The 23763-nt window shown below is 63.3% G+C and carries 20 protein-coding genes and 1 pseudogene; 12 read left to right on the plus strand and 9 right to left on the minus strand.

Going from position 1 to position 23763, the window contains the following annotated elements; genetic code table 11:
- Window positions 1-92: 92 nt before the first annotated feature.
- The 5 genes from BGI01S_RS27960 to BGI01S_RS27980 all read left to right on the plus strand — a co-directional run bounded on the left by BGI01S_RS27960 (window position 93) and on the right by BGI01S_RS27980 (window position 5603).
- Window positions 93-635: a hypothetical protein gene (locus tag BGI01S_RS27960; protein WP_042329652.1), complete on the plus strand. Its 543-nt coding sequence runs from the start codon at window positions 93-95 to the stop codon at window positions 633-635.
- 160 nt (window positions 636-795) lie between these two features.
- Complete coding sequence (locus tag BGI01S_RS27965; RefSeq protein ID WP_042329653.1) at window positions 796-2760, plus strand: arylsulfatase; 1965 nt, start codon at window positions 796-798, stop codon at window positions 2758-2760.
- 7 nt (window positions 2761-2767) lie between these two features.
- Entirely contained in the window at window positions 2768-3853 is a 1086-nt protein-coding gene (locus BGI01S_RS27970) for a formylglycine-generating enzyme family protein (RefSeq protein ID WP_042329654.1), read from the plus strand.
- Window positions 3850-4665: a MetQ/NlpA family lipoprotein gene (locus tag BGI01S_RS27975; protein WP_042329655.1), complete on the plus strand. Its 816-nt coding sequence runs from the start codon at window positions 3850-3852 to the stop codon at window positions 4663-4665. Before BGI01S_RS27970 ends, BGI01S_RS27975 begins: the two co-directional genes overlap by 4 nt.
- Window positions 4659-5603 carry a hypothetical protein gene (locus BGI01S_RS27980; RefSeq protein WP_042329656.1) on the plus strand — a complete coding sequence of 315 codons (945 nt, stop codon included), beginning with the start codon at window positions 4659-4661 and terminating at the stop codon, window positions 5601-5603. Before BGI01S_RS27975 ends, BGI01S_RS27980 begins: the two co-directional genes overlap by 7 nt.
- Window positions 5604-5714: 111 nt before the next feature.
- Here BGI01S_RS27980 and cls read toward each other — a convergent pair whose 3' ends face one another.
- From cls to BGI01S_RS28000, 4 genes are all read right to left on the minus strand, one after another.
- A complete protein-coding gene (cls, locus tag BGI01S_RS27985; protein ID WP_042329657.1) occupies window positions 5715-6977 on the minus strand; it encodes a cardiolipin synthase in 1263 nt (420 codons plus the stop codon).
- A 161-nt stretch (window positions 6978-7138) separates the two neighbouring features.
- Window positions 7139-7624, minus strand: a complete 486-nt coding sequence (locus BGI01S_RS27990; RefSeq protein ID WP_042329658.1) for a hypothetical protein — start codon at window positions 7622-7624, stop codon at window positions 7139-7141.
- Window positions 7625-7646: 22 nt separating this feature from the next.
- The gene (locus tag BGI01S_RS27995) at window positions 7647-8501 is read right to left on the minus strand and encodes an H-NS family nucleoid-associated regulatory protein (protein ID WP_042329659.1); all 855 of its coding nucleotides are present in this window, start codon (window positions 8499-8501) and stop codon (window positions 7647-7649) included.
- Window positions 8502-8719: 218 nt separating this feature from the next.
- The gene (locus tag BGI01S_RS28000) at window positions 8720-9058 is read right to left on the minus strand and encodes a hypothetical protein (protein WP_042329660.1); all 339 of its coding nucleotides are present in this window, start codon (window positions 9056-9058) and stop codon (window positions 8720-8722) included.
- Between the two features lie 370 nt (window positions 9059-9428).
- Between BGI01S_RS28000 and BGI01S_RS28005 the strand changes: the two genes are divergently transcribed.
- Both BGI01S_RS28005 and BGI01S_RS28010 read left to right on the plus strand, forming a co-directional pair.
- Window positions 9429-9737, plus strand: coding sequence for a hypothetical protein (locus BGI01S_RS28005; protein WP_042329661.1), 309 nt, complete (start codon window positions 9429-9431; stop codon window positions 9735-9737).
- Window positions 9738-9790: 53 nt separating this feature from the next.
- On the plus strand, window positions 9791-10027 hold the full coding sequence (locus BGI01S_RS28010) for a hypothetical protein (RefSeq protein WP_174447456.1): 237 nt from the start codon (window positions 9791-9793) through the stop codon (window positions 10025-10027).
- 93 nt (window positions 10028-10120) lie between these two features.
- On the opposite strand, the gene BGI01S_RS28015 is transcribed toward BGI01S_RS28010, so the two are convergent.
- The 4 genes from BGI01S_RS28015 to BGI01S_RS28030 form a co-directional block, all read right to left on the minus strand.
- Window positions 10121-11194 (minus strand): DUF6765 family protein, encoded by a 1074-nt coding sequence (locus tag BGI01S_RS28015; protein WP_042329662.1) that lies wholly within the window; start codon window positions 11192-11194, stop codon window positions 10121-10123.
- Window positions 11195-11348: 154 nt separating this feature from the next.
- Window positions 11349-11810: a DUF488 domain-containing protein gene (locus BGI01S_RS28020; RefSeq protein WP_042329663.1), complete on the minus strand. Its 462-nt coding sequence runs from the start codon at window positions 11808-11810 to the stop codon at window positions 11349-11351.
- A gap of 100 nt (window positions 11811-11910) precedes the next feature.
- Window positions 11911-12261 (minus strand): FKBP-type peptidyl-prolyl cis-trans isomerase, encoded by a 351-nt coding sequence (locus BGI01S_RS28025; RefSeq protein WP_232624484.1) that lies wholly within the window; start codon window positions 12259-12261, stop codon window positions 11911-11913.
- Window positions 12262-12481: 220 nt separating this feature from the next.
- Window positions 12482-13351, minus strand: a complete 870-nt coding sequence (locus BGI01S_RS28030) for a carbon-nitrogen hydrolase family protein (RefSeq protein WP_042329671.1) — start codon at window positions 13349-13351, stop codon at window positions 12482-12484.
- 212 nt (window positions 13352-13563) lie between these two features.
- Here BGI01S_RS28030 and BGI01S_RS28035 point away from each other — a divergent pair, with 212 nt between their 5' ends.
- The gene (locus BGI01S_RS28035) at window positions 13564-16209 is read left to right on the plus strand and encodes a ligase-associated DNA damage response DEXH box helicase (RefSeq protein WP_042329665.1); all 2646 of its coding nucleotides are present in this window, start codon (window positions 13564-13566) and stop codon (window positions 16207-16209) included.
- Window positions 16206-16877, plus strand: a complete 672-nt coding sequence (gene pdeM / locus BGI01S_RS28040) for a ligase-associated DNA damage response endonuclease PdeM (RefSeq protein WP_042329666.1) — start codon at window positions 16206-16208, stop codon at window positions 16875-16877. Before BGI01S_RS28035 ends, pdeM begins: the two co-directional genes overlap by 4 nt.
- A 172-nt stretch (window positions 16878-17049) precedes the next feature.
- Here the strand turns inward: pdeM and BGI01S_RS31310 are convergent, their stop codons facing one another.
- A complete protein-coding gene (locus tag BGI01S_RS31310; protein ID WP_052400537.1) occupies window positions 17050-18894 on the minus strand; it encodes a hypothetical protein in 1845 nt (614 codons plus the stop codon).
- Window positions 18895-20133: 1239 nt separating this feature from the next.
- Here BGI01S_RS31310 and BGI01S_RS28060 point away from each other — a divergent pair.
- From BGI01S_RS28060 to BGI01S_RS28070, 3 genes and pseudogenes are all read left to right on the plus strand, one after another.
- A pseudogene (locus BGI01S_RS28060) lies at window positions 20134-20896 on the plus strand (3-oxoacyl-ACP reductase).
- A 353-nt stretch (window positions 20897-21249) separates the two neighbouring features.
- A complete protein-coding gene (locus BGI01S_RS28065) occupies window positions 21250-22638 on the plus strand; it encodes an FAD-binding oxidoreductase (protein WP_042329667.1) in 1389 nt (462 codons plus the stop codon).
- Window positions 22639-22888: 250 nt separating this feature from the next.
- Window positions 22889-23479 carry a BPSL1445 family SYLF domain-containing lipoprotein gene (locus tag BGI01S_RS28070; protein ID WP_042329668.1) on the plus strand — a complete coding sequence of 197 codons (591 nt, stop codon included), beginning with the start codon at window positions 22889-22891 and terminating at the stop codon, window positions 23477-23479.
- The last annotated feature ends 284 nt before the right edge of the window (window positions 23480-23763 follow it).

Consider the following 23763-nt stretch of genomic DNA (forward strand, 5'->3'; position numbering starts at 1 on the left):
GTCAGTCGAGCACTGCTCCGCACCAGGTGTAAGAATAGCGTTGCCGTTCAACTCTTTGCGGTCGAACGCCCAACACCTGGAGCGGGTCAACGATGAAACGCCTGATCGAACTGCGCGTCGCCACTCTGCTGGTCTGCATGGCAGCGACTCAAGCTCATGCGGAACAGCCGCGCATTAATCGTGGCCATGATCCGTTCTTTCAGATCTCCAAAGCAATCAGCGCATGCCCCACGCCGCTCGGCCCATTAGAAACCGAAAAAGAATGGCTCGACGACAGCCATTACCGGATCGAACGCGGCAATAGCTGCTGGATCGAGGGCCGCTGCCGGTTGCCGAACGCCTATCTGTACGATGCGGAAATCGCCGAGGCCGTGCAGCGGCGTCTCGCCAATATCAACTATGCGACGCACTGGCGCGAGCAATCGACACTGTGGCTCACGCTGCAACGCCGCTTCATCTATGTGGAAGGCTGCGTCGCGCCGGGCTTCGACAAGCAGACCTTTCTCGCCGAACTCGCGAAAACGGCGGACGTCGAACGTGTGATCGACAACACGATCGTCGATCCGCGCGCCGCACAACTTCCCTATAGAACACTGGCCAACCCGGACAAGCCGGTACTCGAACCGGGCAATTAGTCAGCGCGAGTCCGGCGGCGCATCGAAACCACCCTGCCGCACCACATCGCCGCTTTAACAGCTATATCGGCAATCCTTCATAGCAACGCAGAAATCGATCTTTGGCCTGAACGACGTCATTGCTAACATCGGCGACCCGACATACCCGGTCAGCACAACAATGACAACACATGGATCGTATCGCCCCACGCTTCGTCTCGGCATCATCGGCGCGGCCGTCGCCAGCCTCGTCGTGCTCGCCTCGTGCGGCGACGACAATCTGCCGAGCACCAACGCCAACGCGGCGCCGACACCCGCGCCCGTGGTCGCACAGAAGCGGCCCAACATCCTGTACATCATGGCCGACGATCTCGGCTATTCCGACATCCACGCGTTCGGCGGCGAAATCAATACGCCCAACCTCGACGCGCTGGTGCAATCGGGCCGCATCCTGACGAATCACCACACCGGCACCGTGTGCGCGATTACACGCTCGATGCTGATCTCCGGCACCGATCACCATCTCGTCGGCGAAGGCACGATGGGCGCGCCGACCGACGAACGCAAAGGTCTGCCCGGTTATGAGGGATATCTGAACGATCGCGCGTTGTCGGTGGCGCAGTTGCTGAAGGACGGCGGCTATCACACGTATATGGCCGGCAAGTGGCACATCGGCTCGGGCATCGTCGGCAGCGCGACGGGCGGCGGACAAACGCCGGACCAATGGGGCTTCGAGCACAGCTACGCGCTGCTCGGCGGCGCCGCGACCAATCACTTCGCGCACGAACCGGCGGGCTCGAAGAACTACACCGAAGACGGTCAATACGTGCAGCCCGGCCAACCGGGACAACCGGGCGGCACAGGCGGCAGCCCCGCCGTGTTCTACTCGACCGACTTCTACACGCAGCGCCTGATCTCGTACATCGATTCGAATAAAGGCGACGGCAAGCCGTTCTTCGCATACGCCGCGTACACGTCGCCTCACTGGCCGCTGCAGGTGCCGGAACCCTATCTGCACAACTACGCCGGCAAATACGACGCCGGCTACGACGTGATCCGCAATGCGCGAATCGCGCGTCAGAAAGCGCTCGGCATCATTCCCGCCGACTTCGTACCGTACGGCGCCGCTCCGGAAACGCTCGTCGCGAGCGCCGGCACCGCGAACAACGGCACGGTGAACGCGAAGTACGTGAGCGCCGTGCATAGCGCCGCGCAGGGCTACACCGACTACGGCCCCGGCTACGTGAACAAATCGTGGGACAGCCTCACGCCCGCCGAAAAGAAAGCGCAGGCGCGCTACATGAAAATCTACGCGGGCATGGTCGAGAACCTCGATCACAACATCGGCCTGCTGATCCAGCATCTGAAGGATATCGGCGAATACGACAACACGTTCATCATGTTCCAGTCGGACAACGGCGCGGAAGGCTGGCCGATCGACTCCGGCGCCGACCCGACCGCGACCGATACCGCGAATGCCGCCGACCCGGTCTATTCGACACTCGGCACCGACAACGGCCTGCAAAACGCGAGGCGGCTGCAATACGGTTTGCGCTGGGCCGAAGTGAGCGCGACGCCGTTCCGTCAGACCAAGGGCTATTCGGGCGAGGGCGGCGTGTCCACCCCGTTGATCGTGCACCTGCCGGGTCAAACCGCGCAGAAGCCGACGCTGCGCGACTTCACGCACGTCACCGACAACACGGCCACATTCCTCGCGGTCGCGCAGATCTCGCCGCCGACGCAAGCCGCGCCGCCGCTGATCAACGCGCTGACCGGCGTCGATCAGAACAAGGGCAAGGTGGTCTACAACAATCGCTACGTGTATCCGATCACCGGGCAGTCGCTGTTACCGGTGCTGAACGATCAGGCCACGAGCGCGGTGCACACCGCGTCGTTCGGCGACGAAGCGTATGGCCGCGGCTATCTGCGTAGCGCCGACGGTCGCTGGAAGGCGTTGTGGACGGAGCCGTCGGCGGGTCCCGTGGACGGGCACTGGCAATTGTTCGACATGAGCGCGGACCGCGGCGAAACGCAGGACGTGTCGACGCAGAACGCGTCGGTGATCGACGGTCTCGTGCAGCAGTGGAACAACTACATGAGCAGCGTCGGCGGCGTCGAGCCGTTGCGCCCACGCGGTTATTACTGAGCATGCAATGACGGTTCGATTCAAGCTCAAAAGCGGCGCGGCGCTGTACGGCGCCTACGCCGGACTCGCGGCGGCCGCCTTCGCCGCCGCGTTTACCGCGGCATCGGCCGCTTCGACTGCATTCGGCGGTAGCGCGCAACACAGCGCGTTCGACGACCTGAACCGCTCGCGTCCGCTGGCCGCGCTCGGCTCCGAGCAGCAATGCGGGCGCTACAGCGGTTTGCCGGCGCGCTGGCGTGACGATGCGCAAGCGGGCATGGTGCATCTGCGTGGCGGCGACTTCGCGTTCGGCAGCAAGCTCGGATATGAGGACGAGCGCCCCGCCGGCGACGGCAAGACACATGTCGCCGGCTTCTGGATCGATCAGACCGACGTGACGAATGCGCAATTCGCGGCCTTCGTCAAAGCGACCGGTTATGTCAGCGATTCCGAGCGCCAGGGCGGCGCCGTGGTGTTTCACTCGCCAACGCGCGAAGAAATGAACGCGCGCGATCTGGCGTGGTGGAGCTGGGTGAAAGGCGCGGGGTGGAATCACCCGACCGGACCGGGCAGCAACCTCGACGGTCGTATAAACCAGCCGGTGACGATGGTCACGCAGGCCGATGCGCTCGCGTACGCGCATTGGCTCGGCCGCGATCTGCCGACCGAGGCCGAGTGGGAATACGCGGGTAAAGCCGGTCACGAAGGCGCAGACCTCGACACCGCGCCGCGCGACGAGCACGGCAAGCCGACCGCGAATTACTGGCAAGGCGTGTTTCCCGTGTTGAACACCAACGAGGACGGTCACGTCGGACTCTCACCCGTCGGCTGCTATGCGGCCAACGACTTCAGGCTCTACGACATGATCGGCAACGCGTGGGAATGGACCAAAGACGTCTACAGCGGTCCGCACCAATCGCACACCAACGGCGATACGGCTGCCGTCGCGCCGCTCAGCCGCCGGCACGATACGCCGATGGTCATCAAAGGCGGTTCGTTTCTCTGCTCGCGCGACTATTGCGTGCGTTATCGCGCGGCTTCACGCGAGCAGCAGGAAGCGGATTTGCCGGCCGCGCATATCGGCTTTCGCACGGTGCTGAGGGACGCGTCATGACATCCCGTGCCAACGTGGCGGCGGCTCTGTTTGCCGTGGGCGTCGCTGTCGCTGCGTTGCTGCAACCGGCACACGTCGCGGCCGCCGCTCAAGATCAGGCCGTCAAGGTCGGCGTGAGTGCGGGCGCGCATGCCGAGATCATGGACGAAGTACGGCGCGTCGCGGCTACGCGCGGACTCGCGCTCGACGTCGTGGTGTTCGACAAACCGGCCGCAATCGACGCCGCGCTCGCCGCGAAACGGATCGACGCCGCTAGCTTCGAAGATGAACCGGCCTTCGACGCGCAGCGCAAGCAGCATGGCTATGCGCTGACGAGCGTCGCCCCGACCGTAACGTTTCCGATCGCGCTGTACTCGCGCAAACTGACGAGCCTCGGCCAGTTGCAACGCGGCGCGACGATCGCGATTCCCGACGATCGCGACGGCGCCGCACGCGCGCTGATCCTGCTGCAAAACTTCACGCTGCTGACGTTCAAGGACCGCGCGGGGCTGCACGCCACAGTCCGCGACATCACCAGCAACCGGCTGAATCTGAAGATCCGCCAGGTGCCGCGCGCGCGTCTGTTCGACTCGCTGAACAGTGTGGCCGTCGCGGTGATCGACAGCGACGACGCGACCCGTGCGGGGCTCTACCCCGCGCGTGACAGCCTCGGTCTCGAAGACGCGCGCTCGCCCTACGCGAACGTGTTGACCGTTCGCGACAGCGACCGCACTCAAGCCTGGGTCGCACAACTCGTCGCCGCTTATCACTCGGACGACGTCGCGCATTTCATCCTCACGCGCTATCAGGACTCGGTGCGCCGGCCATGGTGAACGCGTTCTCGTTCGCGTGCTCGGCATGCGGCAAATGCTGCAACAGCCCCCCTGCGATGACGCTCGCGGAACTGTTCCGGCATCGCGACCGCTTCGTCGGCTGCATTGCGATTGGTCGCGTGCCGCGCAAGCGTGCAGGCGAACGCTTGCGCGTCGAACACCACGAAAGCGTGCTCGACGAAGCGGACATCGCCGCGTTCGACGCGATTGCGGACACGCTGCTGCATCGCGCCGGCGACACCTTCAGCATCACCGCGCAAGGCTACGACTACCCTTCTCTCGCGCGCTGCCCCGCGCTCGAAGACGACGGACGTTGCGCGATTCATCTGCAAGGCAAGCCGCTGACGTGTGAAGTCGTGCCGCTCGATCCGCTCGTGCCCGACACGCTGCAACATCTGGTTTTGGCCGGGCGCAATCAGAGCGCCGTCTATCTCGGCGCCGACTGCATTCAGGAAGGCGCACGCGACGGCGCCACGTTGATGGTCGAGCACGGGCGCGTTGTGGATGCAAGTGCGAACGATGCGTTAAAGCGCCGCCGTGTTGCACTCGAAAAAGAACGAGAGGTCTGGGGCCGGGCTGTTTTCGAAGCGTTGCGTAGAGAACTGTTCGACTCGCCCGCCGCGTTGGCGCGCATTCCAGCGGGCGGTTTCCTGACGATCTCGATCGTGCCCGCGTTGCTGACGGTCGCGTCGGCTTCCGCAAACTGCCGCCGGTTATGTGTGGACTATATCGACAGCCAGCTCGCTTTGATCGATCGTTGCATTGCGCTGGCCCTGGTGCGTCGTCGGCTCGATGATCGGCCGGTTACTCAGGAGCTGCGTGGCTTCGCGAATGCATATCGGCATGCTAAAGCGGTGCTCGCCGCGCCGCTATCCGACAGCGACAGTTCTCTAGCGCCGTGCGACGTCGAAGCCTATCTGAGCGGCGTGGTCTGTTAGTCGGTTGCATTCGCGCCGTCGCCGCTTTCTCGCACGATCTTCTCGGACGATGCATCACGTCGACGGCGCGCAAACGTTTTCTTTTAGCTAGACCGCTTCACCATGCTCAGTTCAAAGCTGTCTATCCAGTAGCGATACGCACTTTTCAAGCAGCTTTTCGGTTAGCGGGCGGTGCTTCCACGCTTCGAGCGTAATACGTTGCGACTTCATGATGTCGTCCGCGAAAGTGGCGGTTTGCTGCTTCGCGAAGTCGCGGTCATAGATGTTCAGGTTCGCTTCGTCATTCAGCTTGAAAGAGCGGCTATCGAAATTGGTCGAGCCGACCGACACCAGATATTCGTCTACCACCAGCAATTTGCAGTGAAACATGGTCGGTTGGTACTCGAATATCTCGACGCCCGCTTTCAGCAAATCGCCCCGGCAGGCGCGCGACGCTTCGCGCACCGTGTGCGTGTCGATGCGTTTGCCCGGCGTGATGATCTGCACTTTCACGCCGCGTTTGGCCGCCTCGACGATCGCATTGATGGTCAGCTTGTCCGGCACGAAATAGGCGCTGGCGAGATGAATGCTGTGGGTCGCCGCGGTAATCGCCATCAGATACATCAACTGCATATCGTCGCTGCCGCCCGACGGCGAGCTGCTGAACATATGCGCAAGACCGTCGCCCTGCGGCTCGACATGTGGGAAATAACCGGCGCCATGCAGTACATTGCCGGTCGCCTTGACCCAGTTGTCCATGAACACCGCTTGCATATGTCCGACCACCGGACCGGCCACGCGAAAATGGGTATCGCGCCAATGCTTTTCGTCCTGCGCATGACCGGTCCATTCCGGTGCAATGCCGACGCCGCCGGTAAAACCGATTTGCCCGTCGATCACCAGCAGCTTGCGGTGCGTGCGATCGTTCATGCGGCCGAGACCCGTCCAGTGCGGCTTGTGATACTGGATCACTTCCGCGCCAGCGTTGCGCAGTTCATCCAGATAGCGCTTGTCCATTTTCGACGAACCGACCCAGTCGAGCAGTACATGCACCGCGACGCCCTCACGCGCTTTATCGGCGAGCGCATGGGCAATCTGCTCGCCGATTTCGCCAGACCAGTAAATGAACGTTTCAAACGTAATAGTTTCGCGCGCCGAACGGATTCCTTCGAGCATTGAAGGAAAAATGCGGTCGCCATTGAGCAGCATTTCAAAGCGATTGCCGCCGATGACCGGCGGCCCGAGCAGCAGTCCCATCGAACGAAGGAATTGCGGATCGTCGCTCGCGTAAAGCCGTTCGATCTTGTGTTCGATCTTCTTCTCGCCGCTCGACAGATTGGCGATCAGCAGAATAATGACGAGCGTGATAAACGCGGTGAGAGGAATGGTCAGCAAGCGTGGCCTCGATACTGAGCGGCGGGACACGCGAGGCGCATCCCGCAGTTGGACGGAGCGTGCCGGACCCAGGGTCCGGCTTTAACCACGATGACAGGACGCATTGCGCGTGCCCGTCGCGAAAGCGTGCCTTTCTGCCACGCTTTTTTCGCCTCTTTGACTTATCTGACTAGCGAGAACGCCTCGCGACTGGCAATCTCGCCGGCGCCATATACGCCGACCACCGTATAGTCCGACGCCACGCATTCGAACGTCGAGCTCTGAAACGTAATGACGAAATGGCGCAATGCCGGTAGTGCCGATCCGACTGCCGCAATCTCCGCGGCCAGCGAAGAATTCACGACCTCGTGAACCGAGTAACCGAGCAGACCTTGCATGGCGAGCGGGTGAATCTCGAGATCGACGTCGCCCGGCGGACCAAGCCGATGAAACATCGCGTCGGGAAACAGCACCGTGCAGAAGGGATCGTCGTCGGGATCGAATGGGCCGAACCGCTCGAAGTCGGCTTCCGCAATCGGGTAAGCCAGTATCACCCGGCGGTCGCTCGCGACGATAAAAGGTTCGGCCGCATCGGCCGCCGGATAAGGAACGGAGTCCAGCAGGACGACGTGGTCTTCCTGCTGGGGTGACTCGATCGTGCTAGTCATCTACTTCACGACTCCGTTGCGCTCATGCGCTGGCTTGCTCCGGCGCGGTTTGCGGCGTTGCCGCGGCGCTTGTTGCGACCGACGACTTGACGGCGGCTTTCCGAACCGGCGCTTTTCTTGCCGCGCGGGTTGCTTTGGTCGCCGTGGTCTTTTTCGCAGCGGCTTTCTTCGCTACTACCTTTCCGGCTGCCGGTGCTTTCTTCGCAGCGGTCTTTTTGGACGCTACCGCTTTTTTCGCCACGAGCTTTTTCGCCGCGGCTTTCTTGCTTACCGCTCCGCTCGTCGCCGCCGATTTGGCTTTGCCGGCTTTCGTTGCCGCTTTGGTTGTTACTTTAGTCGCAGGTTTAGCCGCGGCGCCGTCGATCAGGAATTTAGTACGGTCTTTAACCGTCGCGAGCCATGCGGGCGCCGGACCACGGCCGCTCCAGGTTGCACCGGTTTTCGGATTGAGGTACTTGGGCGGCTGTGCGCCTTTCGGCTGACCTTTACCGGCTTTGGCATGAGCGACCACCGCTTTTGCCGCAGACTTCAGTTCGCTTGCGCCGTCGATCAGGAATTGAGTGCGGTCTTTGACGCCGGCAATCCAGCCCGGCGCGCGGCCATGGCCCGTCCAGGTTGCACCGGTTTTATGATCGCGGTATTTCGCCGGCTTGCCCGAGCCACCCGCTTCTACCTTGGCGCCTGCGGCATGGCCATTCAAGCCTCGCGCTACTCGCTTCGCCTTGGCTTTGGCTTCGATATCCTCAGTAGTCAGACCGTGCTCAAGCATCAGATCGCGAATCCGGTCGACCGCGACTTGTGCCTTTCTGGCGATAATGACATCCGCTTGCGCTTGCAGTTTCTTCAGCTTTGCCTGGATTTGCTCTAACGTTGGCATTTGAATCCTCCCTATGTGGTAATCGTCGAACTATGCCATGAATAATAGAAGAAAGGCAGATCCGTGTGCCCTTTTCAGACACCGAGACGCCATCTGATCACATAGCGTTCGAGTACGGAGCTTTCAGGTCCGTGACTCAATTAGCCGGTCTCTCTTTCTTTTCCTTTCCCAAGACTCTTCTTTTGGCTTGCAGTTCCAGCACGCTTCTTAAAAACAACTCAGGTTGGCGTAAAAACGACAGCCTGACGATCGGCGATGTAACGCACACTACGCACAAAACGGTACTGTTGACCGTCCGCCGTTATCCGGTTGAGTCCCAGCCTGGTCAACATCAGCATTTCGTCCGCCTGAAAAGCGTCGACTACACCGGAATCCGTTAGATCCTCCAATGCGCCTGAAGGATCGCCGACATAAACACTGCGTACCTGCGTACCGACTCGCATCAGAACGACGCTTTCTCCCTCGTCGAGCGCCAATTCAAGGTAGCCGGCAAGCGTGCGGAGAGATTCGGGCGTACAGGTCCCGGACTGATAGATCGCAGCATTCGATGGCGTCATTTCTGTTTCCCCGTGACCCGCATCAACCAAATGGCGCTTGCTGTGCTTCGCGGCAATAGCCGCTTCTACTATAGGCAAGCATTGGAATATTCAAAGGACGGCAGTTCATTTTTTATTCGAAAGTGAGTTTTCCTGGCTGCCGGCTTTAAAAAAAAACGCCATCGAGAATGAAAAAACCGCCTTCGAGGACGGCCGGATGCATAGCCGGCCACGGCGGTAACCCGGCGTTACGGATCTCTCAGCAATGTTTCACCTGTGTCGCGACCACCCTTCTACACTTCGAACCGTGCCTCGCTGCCGACCGGCTGTGAATAAAAGCAGCGGAAAGCAACGGAGAGCAGCGCACCTCGACGTCCAGGGAGAAGGAAAAATGAACAGGAAGATTATTGGCGCGGCATTGGGTCTGGTCATTCTGGCGGTATCGTCGGCGGCATCGGCACACGTGGATGTGGCCGTCGGCGTCGGCATTCCGCTCGGCGTTCAGACATCGCCGCCACCCATCGAGATCGGCCGCCCCGTTGCCTACGGTCCGGCTCCCCTGGCGGTGGACTACCGCGACGATGGCGACTGGCGCGCGAGAAGGTGGCGCGAGCATCGCGAGTGGCGAGAACATGAATGGCGTCGTGAACAATGGCGCGAACATGAAGCGCGTGAACACCGACGCTGGGGTGACTATTGAAAAGCACTCGAATAGCACCATTTCCGACAATCTCAACAGAACGGTACTTTCAGATGAAAGCGGGTTACATCAAAGCCGCCCTCGCAGCGGCGGCACTCACTTCGGCAATGACCGGCACGGCGAACGCGGCGGGTTGTCTGAAGGGCGCGGTCGTAGGCGGGGTAGCGGGTCATTATGCCGGGCATCACGCGGTCGTCGGCGCAGTCGGCGGCTGCATCGTCGGACGGCATATGGCGAAGAAACATGCCGAAGAACAGGCCGCGCAGCGTCAGCAAGCCAGGCTGCAATAGGCAGGTCATTAATGGCGGCGGCGCCGGACTCACTCAATTGCGAGCCGAGGCCCGGTTCGCGGCGGCGCTCCTTCTTCTACTTCCTGCGCTCATTCACGCGATCCGCAATCCGCGGGCAGGCAGAATCTCCTGCGTGGTCACGAAACGGTGCTGCTTGACCGCGTCGTGAAAGAGCCGGTAATCGCTTTTCTCGAACGCATCCGTCCATACCGGTCTGTCCCCGGTGTCATCGTCGTATTCCAGACCGGTGGCGAGACATTTCCACGAGCCGCGTCCTTTGGCGATATAAGGGGGAACGCGCTCTTTCAATCCCGGAACTCGGCCCGCTTTCACCCATTCGCATACGGTCCGCAAGCGGTCGTTGTCGTCCGCATTCCGATTCGTGTCGAGCAGATCGGTGAGCGCTTCCTTCACGTCCGCCGGCAAACCAGGTTGAGTTTCAAAGTCCTCCCGCCCGTCCATATAGCCGCGCACTGCACGGCATGCCATGTCGGCCGCCTCTACGAAATCCGGCAAATTGTGGCGCGAAATGAAGTTGTTTCTGCCGTCGATGTAATGCCAACGCGCCCACGGCTGGTCGGGATAATGCAACGCGGCGCCGTGGCCGACGGGCAATGCCAGCGTCAGTATGTCCTCCTCGATATGTTCCAGTAGATGTCCGGCGACCAGTTTCAGGCTTTCCATCCAACCCTTGCGCGTGCAATCCTGAGCTTCCAGCAAGTGCACGCGGTTCCACGGACTTTCTATTCCCGCGAATCCCTGATGCGCCCATGTATCCACGTACGAGTGAAGCGTCACGCCCAGGCGATGCAAACCGGTTTCCGAGCCGCGTTGACGAATTGCACGCCGCACGACTTCGCGGGCCACTTCGCTGTCCGGCCGGCAAATGGCTTTTTCTTCGAGCGTTTCGCCTTCGCCGGCAGGCAGAAAATGAAACGGCGTCCACACGAGGCGGTTCTGGTCGTTCTCCGTGTTCGCGTAGTCGAATAGCTTGTGCGCGGTGGCAAACCGCTCGAAGGTCTCACCGCCTTTGAAACGCAGAATGCCGCGCGTCGTCGCATCGTCGACGTATTGGCAGGCGTGCGCCACGGTCAGCGCGTCGCCGGCCGTCATTCCGCCGACGCGGGCGGCGATATAGACCACACCATAGTGAAAGTCGATATTCATGGCGGCACTCCTGACGCTCGACGAATGGCGAATGACGGCGGGGGTTCTCGACTGCGCGGCGGGGCGAGACGCAGGATCGGCGCGTGAGTAGATAGTAGACGACCGAGCACCGGGCAGCTTTAAAAAGCGGCCGGTACGGAACGGCGCGGCCCTATCAGGTAAGGTGAGTAATCGTGAGCCGGCTATTCCATTGGGCATTCAGATACTCGACCGCGAGGCTCCGGTGACAGCGATGTGGTAAATGTTCGCTGCAAAGCAGGCAAGCCGAGTGAAACAGATCGACATCCAGATTGCTTTCCACGCGTCGCCGCGCAATCAGCTCGACGTACTCCGCCGTGAATGCGTCCCACGCGAGTTGTTTGGCCTGATAGCGCTTCAGCAAATCCGGCTCGGGCGCGAGTTCCGGCATTTCGACGTACGCTGCATTGCACAACCTGTCGAGAAAGTAAGGCAGATCCTGCTTTTTAGCAAAGCCGGCCAATTGCGAAGTGTTATTCAGGCGGATGTCGAGAACGGTACGCACCTGAGCGTTCCTCAGCAAATCGAAAAAGCTCTGCGCGCTCTTGCCGGCAAAACCGATGGTTGCGACCCGCACTGCACTGTTTTCACGTTTCATGACGAATACCCAACAACGGCGCTTCAACGCCCGGAAAAACAAAAGCCCCGCCACGGGAATCCGGAGCGGGGCTTAATTCTCGACGCATTGCGCGGCAGCGTTATTTGCCGATGCCGAGCAGTTCGATTTCGAACGTCAGGTCGGTATTCGGCGGAATCGGGCCGACGCCACGGTCGCCGTAAGCGGTTGCCGCCGGGCACGTCAGTTTGGCCTTGCCGCCGACTTTCATCTTCTGAACGCCTTGCGTCCAGCACGGAATCACGCGATTGAGCGGGAAACTCGCCGGGCCGCCGTGCTTTGCGGAACTGTCGAATTCGGTGCCGTTCGGCAGCGTGCCGCGATAGTTGACCTTGACGACATCGTCGGCTGCCGGTTGAGCGCCCGTGCCTTGCGTCAGGTGTTGCACGATCACGCCGGAAGGCAGTTTGTCAGTCGTGGGCGCGGCGGCCATTGCCGTCGACGAGAGAACAGCCGCGGCAACCAAAGCAACGATGGATTTCAAAGCGAATCTCCAGTGAGGTAGTGCGCGCCATTGTAGCGGATCGCATGTGGGATGCCGCCGCGTTGCAATGTTGCGTACAGGTTGAGTTGCCGGACCGGCCAGTGTGATCGCGCGAATCGAAGCGAAGGGATAACCGGGAGGACCAACTGCACGCTCGCTTGAATGTTATTCAATCGAGCCGCTGCACGTTGTAGCGATGGGCACCCGCCACTCCGCCAAGCGCATTGAAGTCGGCCAGCACCGTTTCGCGTTCGCGCACATCGGCCAGCACTGCCGGATCGAGTAGCGCGCTAATCACTTCGTCGCGATCGCGGCCCGCTTGCACAACGACGTCACCGTACGGACTCCAGATCGCGCTCGCGCCACACGTCGCCCAGCCGCCGGTCATGCCGACGTGATTCGACAGCAGCACGTACAGGGTGTTGTCGAAAGCACGCGCGGGAAACCAGATACGCGACTGGTGATAACCCGTCTTCGCGCTGAAGAGCGCGCTCGCCAGATAAGCATGCGCGCCGTTGACCGCCGCGAGCCGCGCATGCTCCGGGAAGCCGGCGTCGTAGCACACGCTCAGCGCAAGCCGCCATCCGTCGAGTTCCAGCATGCCGCCTTGCGAGCCCGGCTGATAGATACGCGACTCACTGCTATATAAATACTGCTTGTGATACGGCTCAAGCTGTTCGCCGGAGCGGTTGAACATCAGTGACGAGATATGAAGACCACCCGCACCATTCGCATTGCGCGTCGCCGCGCCGACGATCACCGCGATCTCGCGCTGTCTGCACACTGCGCAAATCGGTTCGAGCCGTGGGTCGTGTGCGTCGAAAGCGTATTTCGCGGGGTCGCCTGCAACCAGATCGGGTTCATAGCCGCTCAGGAACTTCTCGGGAAAAACCACCAGTCTCGAGCCCTGGTCGGCGGCGAGACCGGTCAATTCGACCGTTCTCGCGATGTTCGCGGCCACGTCGCCGGAAACCGGTTGTGCCTGCGCAGCCGCGATTCGCAATGACGTCTGCGGCAGCGATGCCTGTTTGTGATTCAACGCGAACTCCGTGATGAATGGACCATTGCAATGCGCCACGCGGATTCGGCCACTCTATGAATGCGCAAAGTCCCGGCATTTAATCACGATCAGCGCCGCGAGCGAAAGTACGCGCACGCCGACGTGAACCCCGGCACGCTTCCATAGTCCACATAAGACACTCAACGCGAGCCATTGGTCGACAGCGACTGCCATGCCCAAGAGTACTTTCGATGACCGAACCGGCTGATTCCGACGAGCCTCTCGATCCGGCGCCCGCCGTCGCGCCCGAACGGCGCCGCGCGCCCCGCCCGCGTCGCATTCCGCGCAGCCGCGAACAGCAGGCGCGACTCGATGCGCGCGAGCCGGCCTTCGAGCCGGTCCCTTTCACGCTCGACGACACCGCCGCGCGCCGCCCCTTCGCCGACAAACTCCGCGAATGGTTCGAAGCGCGCCGCTGGCAGCCGTTCGAATTTCAGCGCGACGTGTGGGCGGAAATCGGTCGGGGCGCGAGCGGCTTGCTGCACGCGACCACCGGCGCGGGCAAGACCTGGGCCGTATGGTTCGGCGCATTGGCCGCCTTCGCAACATCCGAAGCGTCGGCGCGCAAGCGTACTCCGCGCACGCAGCCCGAGTCGCTCACCGTGCTCTGGATCACGCCGATGCGCGCGCTCGCCGCGGACACCGCGCGCGCGTTGCAGAGTTCGGCGGCCGAGTTGGCCGTGCCGTGGAGCGTCGGCTTGCGCACCGGCGATACGTCGTCGGCGGAACGCGCGCGGCAGAACCGGCGCATGCCGACGGCGTTGGTCACGACGCCCGAGAGCCTGACGCTGATCCTCACGCGGCCCGACGCGCGTGAAGTGCTCTCGCATGTGCGGCTCGCGATCGTCGATGAATGGCATGAGTTGCTCGGCAATAAGCGCGGCACGCAGACACAACTCGCGCTCGCGCGTCTCGCGCATTGGCGTCCTGACTTGCAGGTGTGGGGGCTGTCGGCGACGCTCGGCAACCTGCCCTTCGCCGCGGACGTGCTACTCGCCCCCGTGAAGACGCCGCGCGTAAGCGTGCATGGCGCGCTGCCCAAAGCATTGATCGTCGACACGGTGATTCCCGAGACCATCGAACGTTTTCCGTGGGGCGGCCACATGGGGATGCGCCAGGTCGGCGCGGTGGCCGACGCGATCGGCGAAGCGCAAACCTCGCTCGTGTTTACCAACACCCGCTCGCAATGCGAAGTCTGGTATCAGGCGCTGCTCGAAGCGCGGCCCGAATGGGCCGGGCTGATTGCATTGCATCACGGTTCGCTCGATCAGGAAGTGCGCGAATGGGTCGAGCGTGGCCTGAAGAGCGGCCTGCTGAAAGTGGTGGTGTGTACGTCGAGTCTCGATCTCGGCGTCGATTTTCTGCCGGTGGAGCGCGTGTTCCAGATCGGCTCGCCGAAGGGCGTCGCGCGTTTGATGCAGCGTGCGGGCCGCTCAGGACACGCGCCCGGACGTCCATCGCGCGTGACGATCGTGCCCACGCATGCGCTCGAACTGGTCGAAGCCGCCGCCGCGCGCGAGGCGGTCGAGAAGCGTCAGATAGAAGGCCGCGAAACGCCGGAGAAACCGTTCGACGTGCTCGTCCAGCATCTCGTCACGGTGGCGATCGGCGGTGGTTTCGACGCGCGTGAACTGTACGGTGAGATTCGCGGTACCTATGCGTACCGGGATCTGACGCAAGCGGAGTTCGACTGGGCGCTCGGCTTCGTCGAAGGCGGCGGCACGTCGCTGCGTGCGTATCCCGACTACCATCGCGTGGTGCGCGAAAACGACGGCCTCTATCGCGTGCCGCGCGAGGATCTGGTGCGCCGCCATCGCAACAACATCGGCACGATCGTCGCGAACGGCACGCTGAATGTCGCGTATCTGTCGGGCGGCCGAATCGGTGCGATTGAAGAGTCGTTCATTTCACGGCTCAAAACAGGGGATATTTTCACTTTCGGCGGTCGTGCGCTCGAATTGATCCGCGTGCAGGACATGACCGCCTGGGTACGGCGCGCGACGTCGTCGCGTGGAGCGATGCCGCAATGGGCGGGCAGCCGCATGCCGCTCTCGTCCGAACTCGCCGACGCCACACTGACGATGCTCGCGCGCGCCGCCGATGGCATCTATGACGAACCCGAGATGCGCGCCGTACGGCCGCTGCTCGAATTGCAGCAGAAGTGGTCGGCGTTGCCGGAGCCGGGCGTGCTGGTCGTGGAGTTGGTGAAGTCGCGCGAGGGACATCATTTCTTTTGCTATCCGTTTGCGGGGCGCACCGCGCATATCGGCGTGGGCGCCCTGCTCGCATGGCGGGTCGCGCGCGAGAAGCCCGGCACCTTTTCGATTTCGATGAACGACTACGGTTTCGAGCTGCTGTCCGCGCAACCCTTCGACTGGGCCGCACAACTGGAGGGCGGATTGCTCTCGCTCGACGGCCTGCAGCACGACATTCTCGCAAGTCTCAATTCTTCCGAACTGTCGATGCGGCGCTTTCGCGAGATTGCGCGGGTATCGGGTCTGGTGTTTCAGGGGCATCCGGGTCAACAGAAAAGCGCGCGGCAATTGCAGGCGTCGAGCGGTCTTTTCTACGAGATCTTTCGTAATCACGATCGCGGCAACCTGCTGCTCAACCAGGCCGATGACGAAGTGCTACTGCAGGAACTCGACGCCCGGCGCATTCGTATTGCACTCGAACGGATGAACGCGAGCCGGGTGGTGGTGACGCGACCGAAGAAGCCGACGCCGTTTGCGTTTCCGTTGATCGTCGGACGCTTGCGCGAGAAGGTCAGCACCGAGAAGCTCGCGGATCGTGTCGAGAGAATGCTCGCTGAACTCGAAAAGGCGGCGCGCGCATGACGCCTACGTCGTTGACGGTTCAGATCGCCGGGCATGCATTAGTGCTGTCGAGCTTGCGCGCGAGTTTCGATCCGGCGCTGCGCTGTCTGTTCGTCGCCGATGCGCACTTCGGCAAGGACGCGGTGTTTCGTGCGCGCGGCATTCCGGTGCCGATCGGCTCGACCGCCGACAATCTGCTGCGCCTCGATATCCTGATCGCCGAATTCGAACCGGCGATACTCGTGTTCCTCGGCGACCTGCTGCATGCGCGCGAATCGCATGCGCCGGAAACGCTCGATGCGCTGCATGCGTGGCGCGCACGCCATGCGCGACTGCGGGTGGTGCTAGTGGAGGGCAATCACGACCGGCACGCGGGTGCGCTGCCGGGGACGCTGAATGTCGAGTATGTGCGGGAACCGTGGATCGTCGGGCCTTGGGCGTTGTGTCATGAGCCGCAGCGGGTCGACGGCGCGTATGCGCTTGCGGGCCATGTGCATCCGGTCTATCGGATCACGACGCGAACCGATTCGGTGCGCGTGCCGTGTTTCCGGTTCGGCAAGGAGTGCGGCGTGTTGCCGGCTTTTGGAAGCTTTACGGGAGGAGCGCGCGAGGAAGGACGTGCGGCTGCGGAGAGAGTGTTTCTCGTCGTGCAGGAGCGGGTAATCGAGGTGGGGGGTGCGTCGGGGTGAGTGGACGCGAACGTCCACTCTTTGGTGATTATGGTGCGTGGGGTGTGTTGCTGGATGTGTTGCTCGGGTTGCTGCTGTTGTCTCTGTTTGCTTCGGTTGTGTCTGTTGCTTCTGATGCTTTTGGCTGTTCGCGCGCGGAGGTCTCGCCAGCCTCCGCGCGCTGCGGGGAAAGTTATCCGCCAGTTTTAATGGTTGCCCCCGCCGTGGCCACCATTGCCGCCGCCGTAGCCGCCGCCATGACCTCCACCGAAGCCGCCACCGAACCCGCCACGGCCCGAGCCGAAGCCACCGCCAAAGCCACCGCGGCCTGAGCCGAAGCCGCCGTTGCCCGGGCCACCGTTGCCGCCGTTGCCGGGACCACCGTTGCCTGCGCCAGGACCGCCGTTGCCACCGTTGCCGGGACCGCCTTTGCCTCCGTTGCCGCCGTTGCCCGGACCGCCGTTACCCGCGCCGCCGCCGTTCCCTCCATTGCCGGCACCTCCGGCACCGCCGTTACCTGGGCCGCCGTTGCCACCATTGCCGGAACCGCCGTTGCCAGAGCCGCCGCCGTGGCCGCCGTTACCCGCGCCTCCGCCGTTGCCGCCGTTGCCGGCGCCACCGTTGCCCGAGCCGCCGCCGTGACCTCCGTTGCCGGAGCCGCCGTTGCCGGAGCCGCCGTTGCCTGACCCTCCGCCGTTACCTCCGTTGCCGGAGCCACCATTGCCCGAGCCGCCTCCGTGGCCTCCGTTGCCGGAACCGCCGTTGCCTGAGCCACCTCCGTGGCCTCCGCCGCCGGAACCACCGTTGCCCGAGCCACCACCGTTGCCGCCGTTGCCGGAACCACCGTTGCCCGAGCCGCCACCGTGACCGCCGCTGCCGGAACCGCCGTTGCCTGCGCCGCCTCCATTGCCGCCATTGCCGGAACCGCCGTTGCCCGAGCCACCACCGTGACCGCCGCTGCCGGAACCGCCGTTGCCTGCGCCGCCACCGTTGCCGCCGTTGCCGGAACCGCCGTTGCCYGMGCCRCCACCGTTGCCGCCGTTGCCGGAACCACCGTTGCCCGAGCCGCCACCGTTGCCTCCGTTGCCGGAACCACCGTTGCCCGAGCCACCGCCATGGCCGCCGTTGCCGGAACCACCGTTGCCGGAGCCGCCACCGTTGCCTCCGTTGCCGGAACCACCGTTGCCCGAGCCACCGCCATGGCCGCCATTGCCGGAGCCGCCGTTACCCGAACCGCCACCGTGGCCACCGTTGCCAGGGCCGTTGCCTCCCTCGCCGTGACCAGTGCCACCGTCACCATGGCCGCTAGCGCCATGACCGGTGCCGCCTTGGCCACCATCACCATGGCCACCGTCGCCGTGACCGGTGCCACCTTGGCCACCATCTCCATGACCGCCCTCGCCGTGACCGCTGCCGCCTTGGCCGCCATTTCCATGACCGCCGTCGCCGTGACCGGTGCCGCCTTGGCCGCCATCACCGTGACCACCATCGCCTTGCCCACCGTCACCGTGGCCATGTCCGCCGTCGCCGTGACCGCCATCGCCGTGGCCGTGACCACCGTCTCCGTGACCACCGTCTCCGTGACCGCCATCTCCATGACCGCCGTCGCCTTGGCCACCATCACCATGGCCGCCATCGCCGTGGCCATGACCACCGTCCCCGTGGCCGCCGTCTCCGTGACCGCCGTCGCCTTGGCCACCATCACCATGGCCGCCATCGCCGTGGCCATGACCACCGTCTCCGTGGCCGCCATCTCCGTGACCGCCGTCGCCTTGGCCACCATCACCATGGCCGCCATCGCCGTGGCCATGACCACCGTCCCCGTGGCCGCCGTCTCCATGACCACCGTCGCCTTGGCCACCATCACCGTGACCGTGTCCGCCGTCGCCGTGGCCATGGCCACCATCGCCATCGCCATCACCATGACCATGACCGTGACCATACCCACCATGACCATGCCCATGCCCATGACCATGACCGCCATCGCCACCATCACCGCCATCACCGCCACCGTCACCACCATCCCCACCAGACCCATCCCCGCCCGTACCACCGCCGCTCGTCCCACCATCCGAGCCGGTGCCGCCCTTCCCGCCGGCGCCGCCACCGGTACTACCGCCCGTGTTCCCCGAGCCGATCCCGCCCGACCCGGAGTTGGTCACACCGTTGCCGCCGCTATTGCCCGAGCCCGTCGACGGCGCTCCGTTGCCGCCCTGCGAACCCGTACTCGGCGTCGCTCCCACGCTCGCCGCCGCAAGGCCGCCTCCGCCCGGAGCCAGAAAGCCGATGTCCGGTCCCGCGCAGCCAGGTCCACCGCCAGAACAAGCGCCCATCGGCGATGCCTGCGCCACCACCAGCCCGGCGGAACTCGTCGACGGCGTCGCCGGATTCGTTTGAGCACCCGCCATCGCCGCATACAAACTCACCGCCACTGCCAATACCGCCTGCCGCGTCCCCAATGTGCGCGCGTCCCCGTTTTGCCTTTTCATTTCATTCTCCTAACTATCAACCTAGAGTGACCGGCCCAGATAACGAGCGAATCTCTTTTTCACCGTTAAAAACGAAAATTCAAAGCCCAGTCGACGCTGCCTCGATCGATGCAAAAACGCATCGCGTGCGGCGCCTCTCTCGCGAAAAATCCCGGTCCGATTTGGCGTCATCCGAGAGAAAAGACTGGCTGCGCGCGAACCTTTTTGTGAGAACGGCACAGCGAGTCCTGATGGACGTTGAAGGTATGCGCAGCGCCAGGTGGCGACCGTGCGCTAGCCCACGCAAAGCGATATCGCGGATCCGCTTCAAGTCGATTGCAATGGCCCAAGTGTCAAGAATGGTCAAATCCAGAGCCATAAAATCGCGGCAACTTTCGACGTTAGTTACGCAGTCCAAACTAATATGCCGTTAAATATGCCGACTGCTTTACTCATCGAATTGAATAGCCGGCGACAAACTCCAATACCGTTTTCGCGAAGCAATCAGGGTAATGACGTACGTCTCCGCACTTTCTACGTGTTCGTCCGCACACAAGCACGCGACTGCCGAATCCGAGTGAGCGCAATCCCACAGACAGGAACGCGGAGGACCTTCTCTCCTCGTCACCATCGCACTCGCCGAGGCACGTCACCTCGTCACCGCCAAAACACAAAAACGGGCCTCACCTGAAGTGCCCGACTGCCTCTCAACGCAATCTCCTGTTTCGTGCGCTATCCCACACAGCAAGCGCTCCCCAACTCAAGCGACAATACGAACATCGCAACTTCATCGACAACAGGACAAACAGATGCTTCTCTCCGAACAATGGGTACTGGTGACGGGCGGCGCTCGCGGACTCGGCGCGGCGATCACGCGAGCGTTGGTGCGCGAAGGCGCGGGCGTGATCGTGAATTACCGTAAGAGCGAAACCCTGGCGCACGCGCTGCGGGAAGAACTCGGCGAGCGCGTGCTGCCGCTTCAGGCGGACGTCACCGACAGCGCCGCCGTCGCGCGTCTGTTCGAAGCAGCGCAAGCACAGACCGGGCAGCCCATCGTGTCGGTGGTGAACAATGCGCTGGCCGACTTCCAGTTCGACGGCGACGCGCGTCCCCTCGATCGACTCCACCGACTGGGCGCGTTTCCAGCAGCAACTCGAGGGCTCACTCAAAGGCGCGCTCAACACGATGCAAACGGCAGCGGCCGGCATGCGCTCGCGCGGCTTCGGCCGCATCGTCAACGTCGGCACCAATCTGCTCCAGAATCCGGTGGTCCCGTATCACGACTACACGGCGGCCAAGGCGGCGTTGCTGTCGTTGACGCGCACCGCCGCGCACGATCTCGGCCCAGACGGCATCACCGTGAACATGGTGTCGGGCGGCCTACTGCGCACCACCGACGCCAGCGCGGCCACGCCGGCATTCGTATTCGACCTGATCGCCAACTCCACGCCGTTGCGGCGCGTCACGACACCCGAAGAATTCGCCGACGCCGTGTTGTTCTTCCTGTCGCCCTGGTCGCGCGCGGTGACGGGTCAAAATCTGATCGTCGACGGCGGTCTCGTCAAAGGCTGAACGGGCGCCGCGAAAGCCCGCATGCTCGCGGCGCCGCGCGCAAAGTGTCGCCGCGCGACCATCAGCGCGGCGCAAACCAACACTTCGTCGCGCGATCTTTTCCCGAAGCATTTCCACCATCCGCGGGCCGCTGCACGGCTCGCGTCGCGCGCGCCGCCCGCGGACGCTTGCCGTGCGAGCGCTTGCGCGCGATCGTCGGCAAGCGCGGGTTTACCTTTGTTTGACTTCGCCGGACTGGCCCGTTTACTGGACGCACACAAAGCTCTCAGTACGCTTTCTATTTACCGCTTTCTGTTTACTTTGGTCATTTGAATAGCGTTGAGAGCGCCTTCCACTCTCCGATGAGGCCAGCCATGGTTAATGTGTCCAGCAGCGCTACCGACGAATTGAAATCCGCGATCCGAGGCCAGCTCCTGCTGCCTGGCGATGCAAGCTACGATCAGGCACGCAGTATCTGGAACGGGATGATCGACCGCCGTCCGGCGCTGATCCTGCGTTGCGCCGGTGCCGCCGACGTGCGTTACGGCGTCTCTTTCGCGCGCGCGAACAACCTGCCGCTCGCGATTCGCGGCGGCGGTCACAACATCGGCGGCAGCGCGTTATGCGACGACGGCCTCGTGCTGGATCTGTCGTCGATGAAGTCGGTGCGCATCGACCCGGCTGCGCGGCGCGCCTATGTCGAACCGGGGGCGACGCTGCACGACTTCGATCATGAAGCGCAGGCGTTCGGACTCGCGACGCCGCTCGGCATCAACTCGACTACCGGCGTCGCGGGACTGACGCTCGGTGGCGGCTTCGGCTGGCTCAGCCGCAAATACGGCATGACGATCGACAACCTGCTCTCCGCCGATGTCGTCACCGCCGAAGGCGAACTGCTGCACGTCAGCGCCGATTCACACGAAGACCTGTTCTGGGCGATTCGCGGCGGCGGCGGCAATTTCGGCGTCGTCACGCTATTCGAATTCCAGTTGCATCCGGTCGGACCGCTTGTGTATGGCGGCCTCGTCGTGCTGCCGATCGCGCAGGCGCGGGACGCGCTCGTCAAGTACCGCGCCGCGCACGCCGACTTCCCGGAGGAACTCAGCGTGTGGGCGGTGTTGCGGCTCGCGCCGCCGTTGCCGTTCCTGCCGCCCGAGGTGCACGGCACGCCGGTGTGCGTGTTTGCGATGTGCTACAACGGGCCGGTGGATAACGGCCCGTCGGTCGTGGAACCGGTGCGCGGTTTCGGCACGCCGGTCGGCGAACATCTCGGCCCGATGCCGTACACCATGTGGCAACAGGCGTTCGATCCGCTGCTCACACCGGGCGCGCGCAATTACTGGAAGTCGCACAATCTCAGCGGCATCGACGACGGCCTCATCGACGCGCTGCTCAACGCGATCGACAATCTGCCGTCGCCGCAGTGCGAAATCTTCTTCGGCCAGATCGGCGCACAGACGCAGCGCGTGCCGGTCGCGGCCACCGCCTACCCCGCGCGCGACACGCAATACGCGATGAATGTGCACGGCCGCTGGGACGACCCCGCCGACGACGAGCGCTGCATCGCGTGGGCGCGCGCGTTCTTCGACGCGGCCGCGCCGTTCGCGCTCGGCAGCGTGTACGTGAACTTCATGACAGAGGAAGAAGGCGGCCGCGTCGCCGATGCGTATGGGCCGAACTACGAACGGCTGGTTGCTGTAAAAGGCCGCTACGATCCGCACAATCTTTTCTGCCACAACCAGAACATCCGACCGGCAGCGTAGAGATGAACGGCGGAAACGCGGCGCAAGACCTCGCCGCGTTTCCGCCTGTTCCCTGCGATACCACACCGACCCGCCACACCCACCCGCCGCCCTTGCGCAGGCCCGCGGGGTCGGGTACGTTTTCTGCTGACTAGCAAGCGTCGTACGGCCCTGTCGCCATCGCGGTGACATGCGCGGCTACGCACGGGAAGCACCGGGCACGGGGTACGTGCCACTCCCGCACCCTCAATAACGTAAAAGGACAACAAACATGCGCAGACGACAATTCATCCTGACCGGCAGCGCTGCTCTGGCCTCCGTTGGCTTCAGCCTCGCCGGTTGCACGACGACTTCGCCGTCCTCGAGCGCCTCGCCTTCGGCCAACGCCGGCAAGCGCGACACGATCAACGCGGGCGTCGACGCGACGCTCGCGCGCCTCTACGAAAACGTCGGCGGCTCGCGCGAACTGGTCGCGAAAGCGCGCGGCGTGCTGGTGTTCCCGTCGGTGATCTCGGCGGGCTTCTGGGTCGGCGGCCAATACGGCGAAGGCGCATTGCGCGTGAACGGGCACACGCGGGGCTTCTACAGCACCGTCGCCGGCTCGTTCGGTTTGCAGATCGGCGCGCAATCGAAGGCGCTCGTGTTCCTGTTCATGACGCAGGAAGCGCTGGACACGTTCCTGCACAGCCAGGGATGGGCAGCGGGTGCAGATGCAACCGTCGCCGTGTTGAAGGTGGGCGCGAACGGCGCGGTCGATACGTCGACGGCGACCGGCCCGGTCGAAGCATTCGTGCTGACGAACGGCGGCCTGATGGCCGGCGTGTCCCTCGAAGGGACCAAGGTTTCGCGTTTGATCATCTGACGGCTTTCGCACGCGCTTCGTCACGCGGCTGTTCGGTTGGCCGCGTGACGAAGGAAGCGCAAAACCGCGCAAAAAGTCTGCAAGGTCGCGGCCGCGACCTTGCCCGCCGCACCGCTCGCGTCACCGGCGACCTCGGCCGCACTGCTGTAAAATCCACCCCTTTGTAATTTTGCAAGCCTGCACGGCCACGGCTGTACGCCGCGCCGTCGGACGCATCATGCGCCGCATCGCGTGCGTCGCCACGCGCACCGCTGGCTCGCGCGCCTCACCCTCCCCACCTCGTT

Origin of the sequence: Paraburkholderia ginsengisoli NBRC 100965 (assembly GCF_000739735.1) — a bacterium.
Taxonomy (GTDB): Bacteria; Pseudomonadota; Gammaproteobacteria; order Burkholderiales; family Burkholderiaceae; genus Paraburkholderia; species Paraburkholderia ginsengisoli.